The 17,064-nt window shown below is 60.4% G+C and carries 11 protein-coding genes; 2 read left to right on the forward strand and 9 right to left on the reverse strand.

Going from position 1 to position 17,064, the window contains the following annotated elements:
• Window positions 1–224: 224 nt before the first annotated feature.
• A complete protein-coding gene (gene fbaB / locus IM271_RS06395) occupies window positions 225–1,277 on the forward strand; it encodes a class I fructose-bisphosphate aldolase (RefSeq protein ID WP_008500869.1) in 1,053 nt (350 codons plus the stop codon).
• Window positions 1,278–1,345: 68 nt separating this feature from the next.
• On the opposite strand, the gene yegS is transcribed toward fbaB, so the two are convergent.
• Complete coding sequence (gene yegS, locus IM271_RS06400; protein WP_126326853.1) at window positions 1,346–2,245, reverse strand: lipid kinase YegS; 900 nt, start codon at window positions 2,243–2,245, stop codon at window positions 1,346–1,348.
• Between the two features lie 141 nt (window positions 2,246–2,386).
• Between yegS and IM271_RS06405 the strand changes: the two genes are divergently transcribed.
• Complete coding sequence (locus IM271_RS06405; RefSeq protein ID WP_193052341.1) at window positions 2,387–2,887, forward strand: DUF523 domain-containing protein; 501 nt, start codon at window positions 2,387–2,389, stop codon at window positions 2,885–2,887.
• 161 nt (window positions 2,888–3,048) lie between these two features.
• On the opposite strand, the gene yegQ is transcribed toward IM271_RS06405, so the two are convergent.
• From yegQ to yegD, 8 genes are all read right to left on the reverse strand, one after another.
• Window positions 3,049–4,410, reverse strand: a complete 1,362-nt coding sequence (yegQ, locus tag IM271_RS06410; protein WP_008500866.1) for a tRNA 5-hydroxyuridine modification protein YegQ — start codon at window positions 4,408–4,410, stop codon at window positions 3,049–3,051.
• A 168-nt stretch (window positions 4,411–4,578) separates the two neighbouring features.
• A complete protein-coding gene (gene baeR / locus IM271_RS06415) occupies window positions 4,579–5,301 on the reverse strand; it encodes a two-component system response regulator BaeR (RefSeq protein WP_047367938.1) in 723 nt (240 codons plus the stop codon).
• The gene (baeS, locus tag IM271_RS06420; RefSeq protein ID WP_193052342.1) at window positions 5,298–6,701 is read right to left on the reverse strand and encodes a two-component system sensor histidine kinase BaeS; all 1,404 of its coding nucleotides are present in this window, start codon (window positions 6,699–6,701) and stop codon (window positions 5,298–5,300) included. Before baeS ends, baeR begins: the two co-directional genes overlap by 4 nt.
• A complete protein-coding gene (locus IM271_RS06425) occupies window positions 6,698–8,113 on the reverse strand; it encodes an MFS transporter (RefSeq protein WP_193052343.1) in 1,416 nt (471 codons plus the stop codon). The genes baeS and IM271_RS06425 overlap by 4 nt, the downstream gene beginning before the upstream one ends.
• On the reverse strand, window positions 8,114–11,191 hold the full coding sequence (gene mdtC, locus IM271_RS06430) for a multidrug efflux RND transporter permease subunit MdtC (protein WP_193052344.1): 3,078 nt from the start codon (window positions 11,189–11,191) through the stop codon (window positions 8,114–8,116).
• The gene (locus IM271_RS06435; protein ID WP_193051667.1) at window positions 11,192–14,314 is read right to left on the reverse strand and encodes an MdtB/MuxB family multidrug efflux RND transporter permease subunit; all 3,123 of its coding nucleotides are present in this window, start codon (window positions 14,312–14,314) and stop codon (window positions 11,192–11,194) included.
• Window positions 14,314–15,516 (reverse strand): MdtA/MuxA family multidrug efflux RND transporter periplasmic adaptor subunit, encoded by a 1,203-nt coding sequence (locus IM271_RS06440; protein ID WP_041909096.1) that lies wholly within the window; start codon window positions 15,514–15,516, stop codon window positions 14,314–14,316. The genes IM271_RS06435 and IM271_RS06440 overlap by 1 nt, the downstream gene beginning before the upstream one ends.
• 159 nt (window positions 15,517–15,675) lie before the next feature.
• Entirely contained in the window at window positions 15,676–17,028 is a 1,353-nt protein-coding gene (yegD, locus tag IM271_RS06445; RefSeq protein ID WP_193052345.1) for a molecular chaperone, read from the reverse strand.
• Window positions 17,029–17,064 lie beyond the last annotated feature (36 nt).

A 17,064-nucleotide genomic window follows, 5' to 3' on the forward strand; every position in this document is an offset into this window, starting at 1 on the left:
TACGCCTTTAACATACCACTCAATAATACCTTTTAAATACCTTTGTGGCGATTGTTTGATCAATGTAACAGTTTTGTTGTACACGAATCGAGCCAGCAGATTGTGCTGAAAAAAAATGCATATGGTGGAAAATCTGTTAAGTCGGTACCAGGCTTAGTCTGCCCATAAAAGATGGGACTGGATAAACACACACCGACACGACGTCGGATTTACGGGAGTATCACATGACTGATATTGCGCAGTTGCTTGGCAAAGACGCCGACAGCCTTTTACAGCATCGTTGTATGACCATTCCAGCCGACCAGCTTTACCTGCCTGGTCACGACTACGTTGACCGCGTGATGGTGGACAACAACCGTCCGCCTGCGGTTCTGCGAAACATGCAGACCCTCTACAACACCGGGCGACTCGGCGGTACCGGGTATCTCTCTATTCTGCCGGTGGACCAGGGCGTTGAGCACTCGGCGGGCGCCTCTTTCGCGGCGAACCCGCTCTACTTCGATCCGAAGAACATAGTTGAGCTGGCGATTGAAGCGGGCTGTAACTGTGTAGCCTCCACCTACGGCGTGCTGGCTTCGGTTTCGCGTCGCTATGCCCACCGCATTCCGTTCCTCGTGAAGCTGAATCACAACGAAACTCTCAGCTACCCCACCGAGTATGACCAGACCCTCTACGCCAGCGTCGAGCAGGCGTTCAACATGGGGGCGGTGGCCGTCGGGGCGACGATTTACTTCGGCTCTGAACAGTCTCGTCGTCAGATTGAAGAGATCTCCGCAGCGTTTGAGCGCGCGCACGAACTGGGCATGGTGACCGTGCTCTGGGCCTACCTGCGTAACTCGGCGTTCAAAAAAGACGGGGTGGATTATCACGTCTCCGCCGACCTGACCGGCCAGGCGAACCATCTGGCGGCCACCATCGGCGCGGACATCGTGAAGCAGAAAATGGCGGAGAATAACGGTGGCTATAAGGCGGTGAACTTCGGTTACACCGATGACCGCGTTTACAGCAAGCTGACCAGCGATAACCCGATCGACCTGGTGCGCTACCAGCTGGCGAACTGCTATATGGGCCGCGCGGGGCTGATCAACTCCGGCGGCGCGGCGGGCGGTGATACCGACCTGTCCGATGCGGTGCGTACGGCGGTTATCAACAAACGCGCGGGCGGCATGGGGCTGATCCTTGGCCGTAAGGCGTTCAAGAAATCAATGGCCGACGGCGTGAAGCTGATCAATGCTGTTCAGGACGTCTATCTGGACAGTAAAGTCACAATTGCCTGACGTCTCCATCTCCCTCTCCCTGTGGGAGAGGGTTGGGGTGAGGGCATCATCGCGCACCGTGTGAAACATCAGCGCAAAAGCACACAGTCCGGCGGCAGCCTGCACTGCAGCGCGCCGGGCAACACCTCAATGCGGAACTGCGTTCCGCTCAGCGGCTCTCCGTCGAGGTTAAACGTCATCCCGTGCGGCGCATTCACCTCGAACCACGCCGATTTACCGTCAATGATATTCGGGCTCTCTTCCGGCTGCGTCAGCGTGGTAAACAGCGCGGGCAGCAGACCGTCGCCGGTGAAAATGCGCAGCTGTAGCTGACCATCGTTAATCAGCGCCTCCGGGCAGAGCTGCTGTCCGCCGCCTGCCTGACGTCCGTTGCCAATCCCAATCACCAGCGCGTCACCCTGCCACTGAAAATCCTCACCGCGAATTTCGCATCGGTCCGGCTTGAGGGTGTCCATACGCATCAATCCGTGGATCAGGTACGACACGCCGCCCAGCGCCGCCTTCAGTTTTTCCGGCGTTTCGCTGGTAATGCGCGTGCCGAATCCACCCGTCGCCATATTGATAAAGCAGGTTTTGTCATTCACCTGGGCGATATCCACGGCGGTGGCTTTGCCGAGGATCGCCAGCTGAAGCGCCTTCTCTAAATCTTCCGGGATCCCGGCGCTGGTGGCAAAATCATTGGCGGTGCCGAGCGGTAATATGCCCATCACCGGGCGATCTGCCGGTGGCAGGTCGATAATCGCAGAGGCGATCTCATTGATGGTGCCGTCGCCGCCGCCGGAAATGATGGTGCTGATACCTAACGCTAAGCCTTCGTTGATATAGCGTGCCGCGTCGCCTTTTTCCCACGTCACGCGCACGTGGATACGTGCGCCGTCGTCACGCAAACCCATAATCGCCTGACGCAACGGATCGTTGCCTGCACTTTTGCCATTGAGAATCAATAAACTGTCTGGATAGGTTGCCATCCTCGCTGCTCCCTTTTTTAGCGTTAGTAAGAGTGTATAGCAGAGAGGGAAAAAGCGGGTAAGAACAGGATGAAAGGAACAAAATATGCCCGAAAGCGCGTTACACTTCAGCGATGAGATTAATGTAATCACAGGAAAGTGATGATGAATAAAATTTTGGTAAGCGCTTGTCTGATGGGCTTCAGGGTCCGTTATAACGGAAGTGAAAAAGCGCGAATGAACGCGCAACTCGCTCGCTGGCAACAGGAACAACGTCTGGTTATCCACTGCCCTGAATTGGCTGCCGGGCTGCCTGTACCGCGTCCTCCGGCAGAGATTAAATTCGCTGATGGCAAAGACGTGATGCACGGGCAAGCCAGAATTATGGAAAATACCGGGCAGGATGTGACCGCACATTATCAGCTTGCAGCCTGGCTCGCGCTACGCGCTGCTCAGGCGTCGGGGTGTAGCGCTGCATTGTTAACCGATGGCAGCCCAACGTGCGGCAGTGAGTTTATTTATGACGGATCGTTTCGCGGTATACAGAAAGCGGGGAGGGGGGGTGCTGCGTCGTTGCTCGCTGAGAATGGGATCGCCGTGTTCTCAGAGAAGCAAATCGACGAACTCATTGCCTGGATTGAGGAGAGAGAAGGCAAAAAATAAGCCCGCGTAAGGGAGATTACGCAGGCTAAGGAGGTGGTTCCTGGTACAGCTAGCATTTATGGGTTATGTTTTTCAGCGGGGGGATAATACCCGTATTGAACGAAGCGGTATGTGATCCGATTCTAAGAATTATCCCAGCGCGAAAAAATTTCCCTGATTGACTATTTGCCGTGTGGATTACGTGTGCTTTCACCGTTGAAGTTACGCATCAGCAGCGCGAACTTCAGCTCCACCTCTTCCGGAACCGGCAGCCAGACGGTATGCCCGTCGCCCGGCGCAACCTCAATCGCTTCGCCTTTGCCGTTTTCCAGATGCTCCAGCGTGAAGTTCATGTTGCCCTGCGGGGTCATCAGCTCCAGGCTGTCGCCTTTGGTGAACTTGTTTTTCACCGCCACGGCCGCCAGCGCGCCTTTGCGCTCGCCGGTGAAGTCGCCGACAAACTGCTGGCGCTCGGAAACGGAGTAGCCGTGCTCGTAGTTCTGGTAGTCGTCGTGGGTATGGCGGCGCAGGAAGCCTTCGGTATAGCCGCGGTGCGCCAGGCCTTCCAGCGTTTCCAGCAGGCTGGTATCGAACGGTTTACCGGCCGCCGCATCGTCGATGGCTTTGCGGTACACCTGCGCGGTACGCGCGCAATAGTAATAGGATTTGGTGCGGCCTTCGATCTTCAGGGAGTGCACGCCCATCTGCGTCAGGCGCTCAACGTGGGCGATGGCGCGCAGATCTTTTGAGTTCATGATGTAGGTGCCGTGCTCGTCTTCAAAGGCGGTCATGTACTCGCCCGGACGCTTGGCTTCTTCAATCATAAACACGCTGTCGGTTGGCGCGCCGATGCCCAGCGTAGGTTCGACGTTGGTCACCGGGATCGGCTCATGCTTGTGGACGATGTTGCCGATATCGTCCTCTTTGCCTTCCTGGACGTTATATTCCCAGCGGCAGGCGTTGGTGCAGGTGCCCTGGTTCGGGTCACGCTTGTTGATATAGCCAGAGAGCAGGCAGCGGCCGGAGTAGGCCATGCACAGCGCGCCGTGAACGAAGATTTCAATTTCCATGTCCGGCACCTGAGTGCGGATTTCTTCAATCTCTTCCAGCGAAAGCTCGCGAGACAGAATGACGCGGGTCAGCCCCATCTGCTTCCAGAACTTTACCGTCGCCCAGTTGACGGCGTTAGCCTGTACGGAGAGGTGAATATCCATTTCCGGGAAGTTCTCCCGAACCAGCATGATTAAACCCGGGTCCGACATGATCAGCGCGTCCGGCCCCATATCCACCACCGGCTTCAGGTCGCGGATGAACGTTTTCAGCTTGGCGTTGTGCGGCGCGATATTCACCACCACGTAGAATTTTTTACCCAGAGCATGCGCCTCGTTGATGCCGAGCTGCAGGTTCTCGTGGTTGAATTCGTTGTTACGCACGCGCAGCGAGTAGCGTGGCTGGCCCGCATACACGGCGTCGGCGCCATAGGCGAAAGCGTAACGCATATTTTGCAGCGTTCCCGCCGGGGAAAGGAGTTCCGGTTTAAACATGTTTGTTCTCGTTCTGATGACAGGTCAGATCCGCATGCACCAGGTGCAGCGGTAAGGGGAGATCCCCCACTTTAAGGGCGGGCATTGTAGCGCTGCGGGGCAGGGAGGTAAAGTTATTGTGCCGGGTGACGGCTTCGCCTTACCCGGCCTGGATTAACCAGCGGCTAACTAGGCAATCCTGCACGCATCCGCTTCCCAGCGATACCCCACGCCGTACACCGCACGAATAAATGACTGCTCGGCGTCCAGCGCCTCCAGCTTGCGGCGCAGGTTTTTGATGTGGCTGTCGATGGTGCGATCGGTCACCACGCGGTAATCGTCGTACAGGTGGTTCAGCAGCTGTTCGCGTGAGAAGACTTTTCCCGGCTCGTGGGAGAGGGTTTTCAGCAGGCGGAACTCCGCAGGGGTGAGGTCCAGCAGCTTGCTGCGCCAGCTCGCCTGGAAGCGGCTCTCATCCACAATCAGCGGGCTTTCGGCGTCCAGCATCTGAAGCTCGCGCTTCGGCCTGCAGCGGCGCAGAATGGTTTTCACGCGGGCCACCACCTCACGCGGGCTGTAGGGCTTGCAGATGTAGTCGTCCGCGCCGATTTCGAGCCCCAGGAGGCGGTCAATCTCTTCAATTTTGGCGGTGACCATGACAATAGGCACGTCGGAGAAGCGACGAATCTCCCGGCACAGGGTCAGGCCGTCAACGCCCGGCAGCATTAAATCCAGCAGGATAAGATCCGGCGGAGTCTGGCGCACGTACGGCAGCACCTGGTCGCCGTGGCTGATCAGTGACGGGGCATAGCTGGCCGCGCGTAAATAGTCGATCAGCAGCTGTCCCAGCTTGGGTTCGTCTTCGACGATCAAAATGCGCGGCGTGTTTTCGTCAATCGGTAACTCGGTCATACTTCTCTCGATAAATCCCGTTCCAGAGGTAACTCTACTGTAATGCTAACCCCGCCAAAAGGCGAATGGGCGGCGCGAATGGTGCCATTATGCGCCTCGACGATGTTAACGCAAATCGCCAGCCCCAGGCCGGAACCGCCGCTGGCGCGGTTGCGGGAGCCTTCGGTGCGGTAAAAGCGCTCGAACAATTTTTCCAGCTGCGCGTCCTGCACGCCGGGGGCGGAATCCGCGAAGGTGAGGGCGAAGCGCCCGTTGTCCTGCCTGCCGGAGATATGCAGCCCGCCGCCGCTGTCGGTGTAGCGCAGGCTGTTTTCCAGCAGGTTGTTGAACAGCTGCATCAGCCGGTCTTTGTCGCCAAACACCACCGCGCTGTCCGGCAGGGAGAGGTCGATTTTCAGGTTGCGGCTGGCAAACCGTTCCCGGAAGGCGCCGCTCGCCACCTCCAGCACGTTAATGACATCGACGGGCGCCTTCTGGTAGGCCAGTGCGCCTTCGTCGGACATGGAAAGCTGGTGGAGATCGTCCACCAGCTTGGTGAGCGTACCCACCTCCGCCTGCAGAGAGGCCACCGATTCGGGCGTAAACTGGCGTACGCCGTCCTGAATCGCCTCCAGCTCGCCGCGCAGCACTGCCAGCGGGGTGCGCAGCTCGTGGGAAATATCGGCCATAAAGTCGCGGCGCATCTGCTGGTTTTTCTCCAGCGTGCTGGCGAGCTGGTTAAAGTCCTGCGCCAGCTTGCCCAGTTCGTCCTGGCTGCGGGTGTCGACGCGGGTGGTGAAATCCCCGGCGGCCAGCTTGTGCGTGCCTTCCACCAGCCGTTTCACCGGCGCGAGCAGACCGCGCGCCAGCGGGAAGGTGGCGAGCGCGGCGAGCAGGGTGGAGAGAGCGACGATCAGCCAACTGGTCCGGCGCTGCTGGCGGTCAAAGTTGATATCGGTGTTGCGCGTCAGGCGCTCCACCGGTGAGGCGATAACCCAGCCGACGATCGCGTTATTCACCTTAATCGCCCGGCGGGTGCCGTCCGGCGGTATCGGGGCGCGCGGCCCAACCAGCGTGCGCATATCCTGGTCAATCACCCAGAACTGGGTGCGCCAGCCGTGCGGCGGCATGCCCGGGCCAGGCCGATCGTCGCCGGCATCGTGCTCCAGCGAGCGCAGGATCTGGAAAATAAAGCGGTCATTGTTGCGCAGAAAACGCCAGTTGCCGTGCTGGGCGTACTGTTCACTCAGCGCATCGCTTAAGCCCTGTAAACGCTGTTCATTGCCATGCTTAATGTAATCAATAAAACCGCGCTCAAAGCTGATCCGCACCGCCCAGTGCATGGTGATCAGCAGGACGATACAGGTGGCGAAGATCGCCACGAAGAGCTTGCCGGTAATACCCGGACGCCAGAATTTCATGAGCCACTCCTTTTGCCGCGCCTAATCACGACGTTCTTTCTGGTATCATCCGGCACTCTGGCGAAGATGAAAGCGGGCAGGGCGATGATGACCGCCATGCTGAGATAGGTATACAAAAAGACCTGATGCGCCACCGGCGTGTCGACGCTGAGGTGATGCTGGCCGTACATGCCGAGCAGTAACCCCGCGATGGTCACGCCGACGCTCATGGAGAGCTGCATGATCATCGACAGCAGGCTGTTGCCGCTGCTCGCCAGATCGTCCGGCAGGTCTTTCAGCGTCAGGGTATTCATCGATGAGAAGCGCATGGAGTTGACGATCCCCTGACAGAACAGCACCAGCGGCAGGACGTAGTACCAGCCCATCAGCGCCACGGCCATAAACAGCAGGCTGACCAGCGACAGCCCCAGCGTGGCGGCCACCAGCACGTGACGGTAGCCAAAGCGGTTCACCACCTGCACCACGATGCGCTTCATCCCCATGCTGCCGAGCACCATCGGGATCATCATCAGGCCCGCGTGGAACGGCGAAAACCCCATGCCAATTTGCAGAAACACGGGCGTCATAAACGGCAGCATGCCGCTGCCGATACGTCCGGCGAAGCTGCCGAACAGGCCAAGGCGGTAGGTGGGATTTTTAAATAAGTTCAGGCTGAACAGCGCCTGGTCATTCCCGCGAGCATGCCACAGATACCACAAAATGGCGGTGATGCCGATAACCACCAGCACCCCGAGCGTCAGGGCGGAGATCCCCAGTCCCTTTTGCCCGTCGAGCGCCAGGGTGAGCGTAGCCATGCCCGCCGCCAGCAGAATAAAGCCTAAGAAATCAAAGCGCCGCGTCTGCATTTTGTAATTCGGCATCAGCGTCAGGGTGGCGATGGCGCCGATGATGCCCACCGGCAGATTGATCAAGAAGATCCAGTGCCAGGAGGCGTACTCCACCAGCATCCCGCCGAGCGCCGGCCCCAGCAGCGGCCCCACCTGGCCGGGCAGGGTGACGAAGGTCATCGCCGCCATGTACTGCTCGCGTGGCACAATCTTCATCACCGTTAACCGCCCGACGGGCACCATCATCGCCCCGCCGACGCCCTGCAGCACGCGCGCCGTCACCAGCTGGTCGAGGGTGCTGGCCTGGGCGCAAAACAGCGAGCCAGCGGTAAACAGCACAATAGCCGTGAAAAAAATATTCCGCACGCCCACTTTGTCCGCCAGCCAGCCGCTGGCAGGCAGCATCACCGCAACCGTCAGCACGTAGGAGACAATCACCATGTGCATATGCAGCGGGCTCTCCCCCAGGCTTTTCGCCATGGAGGGGAGGGCGGTGTTAACGATGGTCGTATCCAGCGACTGCATAAAGAAGCCGAAGGCGACTATCCACAATTGCCAGCGAACGTTGCTGGGAAGCTCAGTCATTTACCCGTTTACCGTTTCTCTGTTTTTACGCGAAAAGCGCAGCCGCAGGCGGTCGAAGAACAGATAGACCACCGGCGTGGTGTACAGCGTCAGCAGCTGGCTCATCACCAGGCCGCCGACGATGGTGATCCCCAGCGGCTGGCGCAGCTCTGAGCCATCGCCGCCCGAGATAACCAGCGGCAGCGCGCCAAACAGCGCCGCCAGGGTGGTCATCATGATCGGACGGAAGCGCAGCAGGCAGGCCTGGAAGATCGCCTCTTCCGGCGAGAGGTTGCCGTTGCGCTGGGCGTCCAGCGCGAAGTCCACCATCATGATGGCGTTTTTCTTTACGATGCCGATTAACAGCATAATTCCGATAAGCGCGATCAGGCTGAACGGCGCGCCAAACAGCTCCAGCGCCAGCAACGCCCCCACGCCCGCCGACGGCAGCGTCGAGAGGATGGTCAGCGGGTGAACGTAGCTCTCATACAGGACGCCCAGCACAATATAGACCGTGGCGATGGCGGCCAGAATCAAAATCACCTGCGAGTTCATCGTCTCCTGGAATACCTGCGCGGTCCCGGCAAAGCTGCCGCGCACGGTGGACGGCACGCCGAGCTGCGTCATCGCGCGGTTGATCGCGTCGCTGGCCTCGGAAAGCGACGAACCGGCGGGCAGGTTAAAGGAGATGGTCGACGCCGCCGACAGCCCCTGATGGTTCACCGACAGCGGCGCGTTGGCTGGTCGCCAGCTGGCAAAGTAGGAGAGCGGTATCGCCTTGCCGTCGCTGTTAATCACAAACATTTTATCCAGCGCGCTGATGTCCTGGGTGTAGCGCGGGTCGACTTCCATCACCACCTTATACTGGTTCATCGGCTGGTAGATGGTGGAGATCTCGCGCTGGCCGAAGGCGTTATTTAGCAGGCTGTTGGCGGCTTCAACGTTGATGCCCAGCCGCGACATGGTTTCGCGGTCGTAGGTGAGCGCCATCTCCGCGCCGTTGTCCTGCTGATCGGAGTTCACGTCCGCCAGCTCCGGCAGGGCGGCCAGCGCCTTACGGATCTTCGGCTCCCACTCGCGCAGGGCGGCTAAATCATCCGAGAGCAACGTGTACTGGTAGCTGGCGTTCGCCTGCCGCCCGCCGACGCGGATATCCTGAACGGCCATCAAAAACAGGTTTGCGCCCGGCTCTTTGGCGAGCTTCACACGCAGGCGGTCAATCACCTGCTGCGCCGTTTCGTTGCGCTCGCCGCGCGGCTTAAGGGTAATGAACATCATCCCGCTGTTAACGCGCGAGCCGCCGGTAAAGCCAGTGACGTTGTCTACAGCCGGATCCTCACGAATGATCTTCATAAAGTCCTGCAGCTTGCCGCGCATCGCCTGGAATGAAATGCTCTGGTCCGCCTGAATGCCGCCCATCAGCACGCCGGTGTCCTGCTCCGGGAAGAAGGTTTTCGGGATGGTGATGTACATCCAGACGTTGAGCCCAATGGTGGCGATCAGCACCAGGCCGACCAGCCGCGTGTGGTTCAGCACCCACTTCAGCGATTTGCCGTAGCCTTCCTGCATCGCCATCAGAAAACGACCAAAGCCTTTGCAACGCGGCTGCGAGTGAGGCTTGCTGCGCTTGAGCATCCAGCCGCACATCATCGGCGTCAGCGTCAGGGAAATCACCAGCGAAATCCCGATGGCGACCGAGAGCGTGACGGCAAACTCACGCAGCAGCCTGCCCGGCAGCCCGCCCATCAGCAGCAGTGGCAGGAATACCGCCACCAGCGACAGGCTCATGGAAAGTACCGTAAAGCCCACCTCGCGCGTGCCCTGCAGCGCGGCCTGCAGCGGTTTCACGCCTGCTTCAAGGTGGCGGGAAATGTTCTCCAGCACCACGATGGCGTCATCCACTACGAAGCCCGTCGCAATCGTCAGGGCCATCAGCGACAGGTTGTTAAGGCTAAAGCCACACAGGTACATGGCGGCAAAGGTCCCAATCAGCGACACCGGCACGGCCACCGCCGGGATCAGCGTCGCGCGGCCGGAGCGCAGGAACAGGAACACCACCAGGATCACCAGCGCGACGGAGATAATCAACGTTTGCTCCACCTCTTCAAGCGAGGCGCGGATGGTCGGGGAGCGATCCTGGGCAATCTGCAGATCGATTGCTGCCGGGATGGTCTCCTGTAGCTCCGGGAGGCGGGCGCGAATGCTGTTCACCGTCTCAATAATGTTCGCCTCCGGCAGCTTGCGGATCATCAGCAGGATCGCCGGGTTAGCGTTGGTCATCCCGGCGTTGCGCACGTCCTGCACCGAGTCAGTGACGCTGGCGACGTCGCTCAGGCGTACCGCCGCGCCGTTGTTGTAGTGAATAATCAGCGGCTGGTATTCCGCGGCGGTTTTTAGCTCGTCGTTGGTCTGGATCTGCCAGCGGTGGCTGCCGTCCTCAATCGCCCCCTGCGGTTTACGCACGTTGGCGCTGCTGATGGCGGAGCGCACGTCGTCCAGCGACACGCCCTGGTTGAACAGCGCCTGCGGGTTCAGGCCCACGCGCACGGCGGGCAGAGAACTGCCGCCAACGCTCACATCACCCACGCCGTTGATTTGTGAGATCGTCTGCGCCAGCTGGGTCGACGCGAAGTCGTAGAGCTGCCCCTGAGAATAGGTGTCCGAGGTCAGCGTCAGGATCATGATTGGCGCGTCGGACGGATTGGCCTTGCGGTAGGTCGGACGGCTCGGCATCCCGCTCGGCAGAAGGCTTTGCGCGGCGTTGATGGCCGCCTGCACGTCACGGGCGGCACCGTTAATATCCCGGTCGAAGCTGAATTCCAGAATGATGCGCGTGCTGCCCAGCGAGCTGCTGGAGGTCATCTCGTTGACCCCTGCAATCCGCCCAAGAGAACGCTCCAGCGGCGTGGCAACGGACGAGGCCATGGTCTCCGGTGACGCACCCGGCAGCGAGGCGCTGACCATGATCACCGGGAAATCCACCTGCGGTAGGGGGGCTACTGGCAGCAGCCGGAAGCCCAGCACGCCGCACAGGGTAATGGCGACGGAGAGTAAAATCGTCGCCACCGGACGGTAAATGAAGAGGGCGAAAAACTTCACTTACGCCTCCTCTTCACGTTTCGGGAAACGGCTTTTGGTCCACAGCGCCAGGCGGTCAAACAGCAGATAGATCACCGGTGTGGTGAAGAGCGTCAGCACCTGACTCACCAGCAGGCCCCCGACCATACCGATACCCAGCGGGCGGCGCAGCTCCGCGCCGACGCCGGTGCTGAGCATCAGCGGCAGCGCCCCCAATAGGGCGGCCAGCGTGGTCATCAGGATCGGGCGGAAACGCAGCAGGCAGGCCTGGAAGATGGCATCGCGCGGCGACATGCCCTGCTCGCGCTCGGCGGCCAGCGCAAAGTCGATCATCATGATGGCGTTTTTCTTCACGATCCCGATAAGCAGGATGATGCCGATGATGGCAATAACGTCCAGCTCGCTGCCCGCCAGCATCAATGCCAGCAGCGCCCCCACGCCCGCCGTTGGCAGGGTAGAGAGGATGGTGATCGGGTGGATAAAACTTTCGTACAGCACGCCAAGCACGATGTACATCGCCACGACCGCCGCGACGATCAGCCAGACGGTGTTGCCCAGCGCGGCCTGGAACGCCAGCGTGCTGCCCTGGAACTGGGTCTGAATGTCGGACGGGAAGCTGAGCGCTTTTTCAGCAGCCTGGATGGCTTCCACCGCCTCGCCCAGCGAGTAACCGTCCGGCACGTTGAAGGAAATGGTGGTGGACGGGAACTGATCCAGGTGGTTAATCGACAGCGGGGTATAGCGCTCCTCCACCGTGGCGATGGCGCTCAGCGGCACAATGCCGCCGTCTTTGCTGGTCAGGCGCACCGAGTCCAGCGCGGCCAGGCCGGGGGTGTTCTCGGTGTTGTGTTCCAGCACCACGCGGTACTGGTTCGCCTGGGTGTAGATGGTGGAGATCAGGCGCTGACCGAAGGCGTTATACAGGGCGTTGTCCACATCAGACATGGTGATGCCCAGACGGCTGGCGGTGTCGCGGTTAACGTTCACGTACGCCGCCAGCCCCTTGTCCTGCCAGTCGCTGCTGACGTCGGCGAGCTGCGGCAGGGTGTTAAGTTTTTCAACCAGCTGCGGCACCCAGGTGCTGAGGGCATCAAGCGACGTAGCCTGGAGCGTGAACTGATACTGCGTGCGGCTGACCTGGGTATCAATGGTCAAATCCTGAATCGGCTGCAGGTAAAGCTCAACGCCCGGCACGCGGGCCACGGCGCTTTGCAGGCGCTCGATGACGGCGTTCACGCGGTCGTCGCGCTCATCCAGCGGCTTGAGGTTGATCTGCAGACGCGCGCTGTTGAGCGACGGATTGGTGCCATCCACCCCCACGTAGGACGTCAGGCTCTCCACCGCCGGGTCTTTCATGATGATTTCAGACACCTGCTGCTGGCGCTGCGCCATGTTCGCGAAGGAGACCGACTGCGGAGCCTGAAGCGTGCCCTGAATAATGCCGTTATCCTGGATGGGGAAGAAACCTTTCGGAATAAAAATCCACAGCATTAAGCTGAGCGCCAGCGTGCCCAGCGCCACGCCAAGTGTTGCCCACGGATGGTTCAGCACTTTCGCCAGCACGCGACCGTAGGCGGCAATAATTTGCTCGAACATCCGCTCGGAGGCGCGGGAGAAGCGGTTTTGCTTGCGCAGGGATTCGTGGCTCAGCATGCGGGCACACATCATCGGCGTCAGGGTCAGCGACACCACGGCAGAGATCAAAATGGCGACCGCCAGCGTCACGGCAAACTCGCGGAACAGCCGCCCGACGATGTCGCCCATAAACAGTAGTGGGATCAGCACCGCAATCAGCGAGAAGGTCAGCGAGATAATGGTAAAGCCGATTTCCCCTGCGCCCTTCAGCGCGGCGGCCAGCGGCTTTTCACCTTTCTCGATATAGCGCGAGATGTTCTCGATAACGACGATGGCGTCATCCACCACGAACCCGGTAGCGATGGTGAGCGCCATCAGCGTCAGGTTGTTAATCGAAAAGTCGAGGAACACCATCACCGCAAAGGTCCCGACCAGCGAGAGCGGCACGGCGACGGCGGGGATAATGGTTGCCGGAACGTTGCGCAGGAACAGATAGATGATCATCACCACCAGCGCAATCGCCAGCATCAGCTCGAACTGGGTGTCGGTGACCGACGCACGAATGTTGGTGGTGCGGTCGGAAAGGACTTTTACGCTGACCGATTTCGGCAGGCTTTCAATCAGCTGCGGCAGCATGGTGCGGATGCTGTCGGCGGTTTCGATGATGTTGGCGCCCGGCTGGCGCTGCACGTTCATCACGATCGCCTGCTGCTTGTTCGCCCACGCGCCGAGCCAGCTGTTTTCCGCGCCTTGTTCCACGGTGGCGACGTCGCCCAGGCGGATCGGCGCGCCGTTCTGGTAGGCCACAATCAGCTGACGGTATTCGTCGGCGGACTGCATCTGGTCGTTTGCCGAGAGGGTGACCGCACGGGTCGGGCCGTCCAGCGAGCCTTTCGCCGAGTTGACGTTGGCACTGCTGATGGCGGTGCGGATGGTTTCGCTGGTCAGCCCCAGCGCGGCAATCGCCTGTGCGTTAAGCTTCACGCGCACGGCCGGGCGCTGGCCGCCCGCCAGCGTGACGAGGCCGACGCCGGAGACCTGAGAAATCTTCTGCGCCACGCGAGTTTCGACCATGTCTTCGACCTGGGTCATCGGCATGGCGGAGGAGGTGACGGCCAGTGTCATGATCGGCGGATCCGCCGGGTTCACCTTGCTGTAGACCGGCGGGTTAGGCAGGTCCGACGGCAGCAGGTTGGTGGCGGCGTTGATGGCGGCCTGCACTTCCTGCTCGGCGACGTCCAGTGAAAGCGTTAGCTGGAACTGCAGCGTCACGACGGATGCCCCGCCGGAACTCTGGGAGGACATCTGTTTTAACCCGGACATCTGGCCAAACTGGCGCTCCAGCGGGGCGGTGATGGCGGAGGTCACGACATCCGGGCTGGCGCCGGGATAGAGAGTGACAACCTGAATCGTTGGATAATCTACCTCCGGCAGCGCCGACACGGGCAGGAAGCGGTAGCCAATAATCCCGGCCAGCAGGATCGCCACCATCAACAGCGTGGTGGCGACAGGGCGGAGGATAAACAGGCGTGACGGCCCACCTGTAGAGCTCGGGGGCATAACCTGCATCAGGAGGTCGCTCCCTGTTTCGCAGGTTCAACCACCTCAACTTTCGCGCCTTCGGTGAGACGGTCGATGCCGTCGGTGACCACGCGGTCGCCGGCGGAAAGCCCGGCGCTGATGACCACCGTCTGGCTGTCCTGAATCCCGGTTTTCACCAGATGCTTGCTCACTTTATTGTCGCTGTTCAGCACCCAGACAAAGCTTCCTTCGTTACCCATCTGCAGCGCTGCGGTGGGGATCACTACCGCGTTCTCTTCGGTAGCGACCAGCATTCGCGCGTTGACGAACTGGTTCGGGAAGAGAGCATCGTCCTGGTTGTTAAAGCGCGCCTTCAGCTTGATGGTGCCGGTGGTGGTATCGATCTGGTTGTCCAGACTAAGCAGGGAACCCTCGCTCAGCTTCTGCTTGTTGGTGCGGTCCCAGGCTTCCACCACCAGGCCTTTACCGGCTTTTTGCGCCTGCATGACGGTTGCGATATCGCTTTCCGGCAGGGTAAAGACTAAATCAATCGGGTGGGTCTGGGTGATCACCACGATGCCCGTGGTGTCGCCGCTGGAGATCTGGTTACCGATATCGACCTGCTTCAGGCCCACGCGTCCGTCAATCGGCGCGGTGATGCGGCTCCAGTCCAGCTGCAGCTGCGCGCTGGCGACGGCGGCCTCGTCGGCTTTGATGGTGCCCTGCGTTTCGCTGACCAGCGACTGCTGGGTGTCCAGCTCCTGACGAGAAACAAGGTTGGTTTTCACCAGCTGCTGGTAGCGCGCCAGATCGCGACGGGCGTTGGCGAGGGTGGCTTTGTCTTTCGCGAGCTGCCCCTGCGCCTGAGCGAGGGCGACTTTAAACTGGCTCGGGTCGATTTCTGCCAGCAGATCGCCCGCTTTGACCTGCTGACCTTCCTGGAAGTGGATCGCGATGAGCTGACCGTCAACGCGGCTGCGCACCGTGGCGGTGTTGGCGGCGGTAATGGTTCCGAGCCCCGTCAGATAACGCGGAACGGCTTTGCTCACCGCCGTCGCCGCCTGAACCGGTGCCAGCGCGCCGCCGCGCATGCCGTGACGGCCGCCGCCAGCCGGGCGCTGGGCCTGGCTGCTGGCGCCGGCGGGAGCGGCGGAGTTCGCAGATTGACTGTGCCAGTACCAGGCGGCGGCAAGGACCACCACAATGATGCCAGCGGCGATTGCCCAGCGGGATTTGTTACTGCCTTTCATCGTTATACGTTCTCATCCTGAATACTTCGGGGAATGATACTAGTTTAGTCAGCTAACACAGCGGAAAAATGGAGGAAATATGGAAGACTGTCAGGAATGGTCTGAGTGTGGCGATCGTTTTAGCCGGGTAAGGCGAAGCCGCCACCCGGCACAACCGCACTAGCTAAACATCACCTGCGCCCAGCGCGCCAGCCCTGCGGTAACGGAGCCAAAGTCATCCCCACCGGCAATCGGAATGCCCGGCAGTTGTTCCGCCAGCGCTTTCTTGATCAGCGGTGAACGGGCGCTACCGCCGGTCAGGTAGATCACATCCGGCTTCTCTTTGCCGTTCTCCAGCGCCAGCTGGACCTGCTCCAGAATGCGCTGCAGCGGCTGAGCAAGCGCCGTTTCCAGCCCCTCCTGTGAAATCGCCGTGGCCAGCTCCTCGCTGATAAACGGCAAGGAGACCGCCTGTTCAGGACGGTCGGAAAGGGCGATTTTGCACTCCTCCGCAGTTCGCACCACGCGGTAGCTCAGGCGCTGACGCCACACTTTATACAGCAGGGCGACCTTCTCGGCATCCTGCGCGTCGCGCACCAGATCGTTGAGGAAGCGCCCGTTCGCGGTGCTGTAAAAATCACTCTGCGCCGGAACGTCGTTGATGGCAATCGCGTTCCACCACGGCAGGATCGGCAGGGCGATGCCTTTTTCCGTTTGCCCGCCCATGCCCAGCAGCGGCATCAGGCTCTTAAAGGCCAGGGCGATATCCAGATCGTTACCGCCTACGCGGCAGCCGCTGTGCCCGAGCAGGCTGTTTTCGCGGTCACGACGGTGATGCCACTGCGGTCCCATCAGCAGCAGCGAGCAGTCCGTTGTACCGCCCCCGATGTCGACGACCAGCACGCGCTTCTCTTCCGTCAGCGTGGCTTCAAAATCCAGCCCCGCCGCAACCGGCTCGTACTGAAACACCACGTCGCGGAATCCCGCCCGGTGCGCCGCACGTTCAAGGATCCCCTGCGCCTGCTGGTTGGCTTCGTCACCGCCCAGCCCCTGGAAGTTGATCGGGCGGCCAATCACCGCCTGGGTGATAGTATCCGGCACCTGCGACTGCGCCTGATTGCGGATATGCAGCATCATGGCGCACACCAGATCTTCAAACATCGCCACCTGCTGCGGCTTCAGGCCGCTCGCGCCGAGGAAGGACTTTGGCGATTTAACGAAGTAGACCTCTTCCGGGTCTTCAATGTAGTGCCCGAGCGAGGAGAGGCCAAACTGCACGCTGGAAGGGGTAACGTCGATGTCTTCCTCGCGGTTAAAGCTGACCGCCCGACGCAGCAGCGCCTGGGTCTCCGCCGCGGTAGCCGGAACCTGATGGTGGCGGAACAGCCACTCGCTCACCGCTTCGCGCGTCGGCGCGCAGAGCATTGACGGCAGCAGCGTGCTCTCTTTTTCCATATTCAGGAGCTGCGGTTGACCGTTTTGCATGATCGCAACCGAGCAGTTTGCCGTACCGTAGTCAAATCCAATAAACACGATTAATCCCCATGCCGGTGAGAAGGGGCGAGACTT

The sequence above is a fragment of the Enterobacter cloacae complex sp. I3 genome (genome assembly GCF_014896175.1).
Lineage (GTDB): Bacteria > Pseudomonadota > Gammaproteobacteria > Enterobacterales > Enterobacteriaceae > Enterobacter > Enterobacter bugandensis.

Bases quoted from the DNA above. Each gene is read 5' to 3' on its own strand.
- fbaB (WP_008500869.1), top strand. From the start codon at position 225: ATGACTGATATTGCGCAGTTGCTTGGCAAAGACGCCGACAGCCTTTTA.
- yegS (WP_126326853.1), bottom strand. From the start codon at position 2,245: ATGGCAACCTATCCAGACAGTTTATTGATTCTCAATGGCAAAAGTGCA.
- IM271_RS06405 (WP_193052341.1), top strand. From the start codon at position 2,387: ATGATGAATAAAATTTTGGTAAGCGCTTGTCTGATGGGCTTCAGGGTC.
- yegQ (WP_008500866.1), bottom strand. From the start codon at position 4,410: ATGTTTAAACCGGAACTCCTTTCCCCGGCGGGAACGCTGCAAAATATG.
- baeR (WP_047367938.1), bottom strand. From the start codon at position 5,301: ATGACCGAGTTACCGATTGACGAAAACACGCCGCGCATTTTGATCGTC.
- baeS (WP_193052342.1), bottom strand. From the start codon at position 6,701: ATGAAATTCTGGCGTCCGGGTATTACCGGCAAGCTCTTCGTGGCGATC.
- IM271_RS06425 (WP_193052343.1), bottom strand. From the start codon at position 8,113: ATGACTGAGCTTCCCAGCAACGTTCGCTGGCAATTGTGGATAGTCGCC.
- IM271_RS06435 (WP_193051667.1), bottom strand. From the start codon at position 14,314: ATGCAGGTTATGCCCCCGAGCTCTACAGGTGGGCCGTCACGCCTGTTT.
- IM271_RS06440 (WP_041909096.1), bottom strand. From the start codon at position 15,516: ATGAAAGGCAGTAACAAATCCCGCTGGGCAATCGCCGCTGGCATCATT.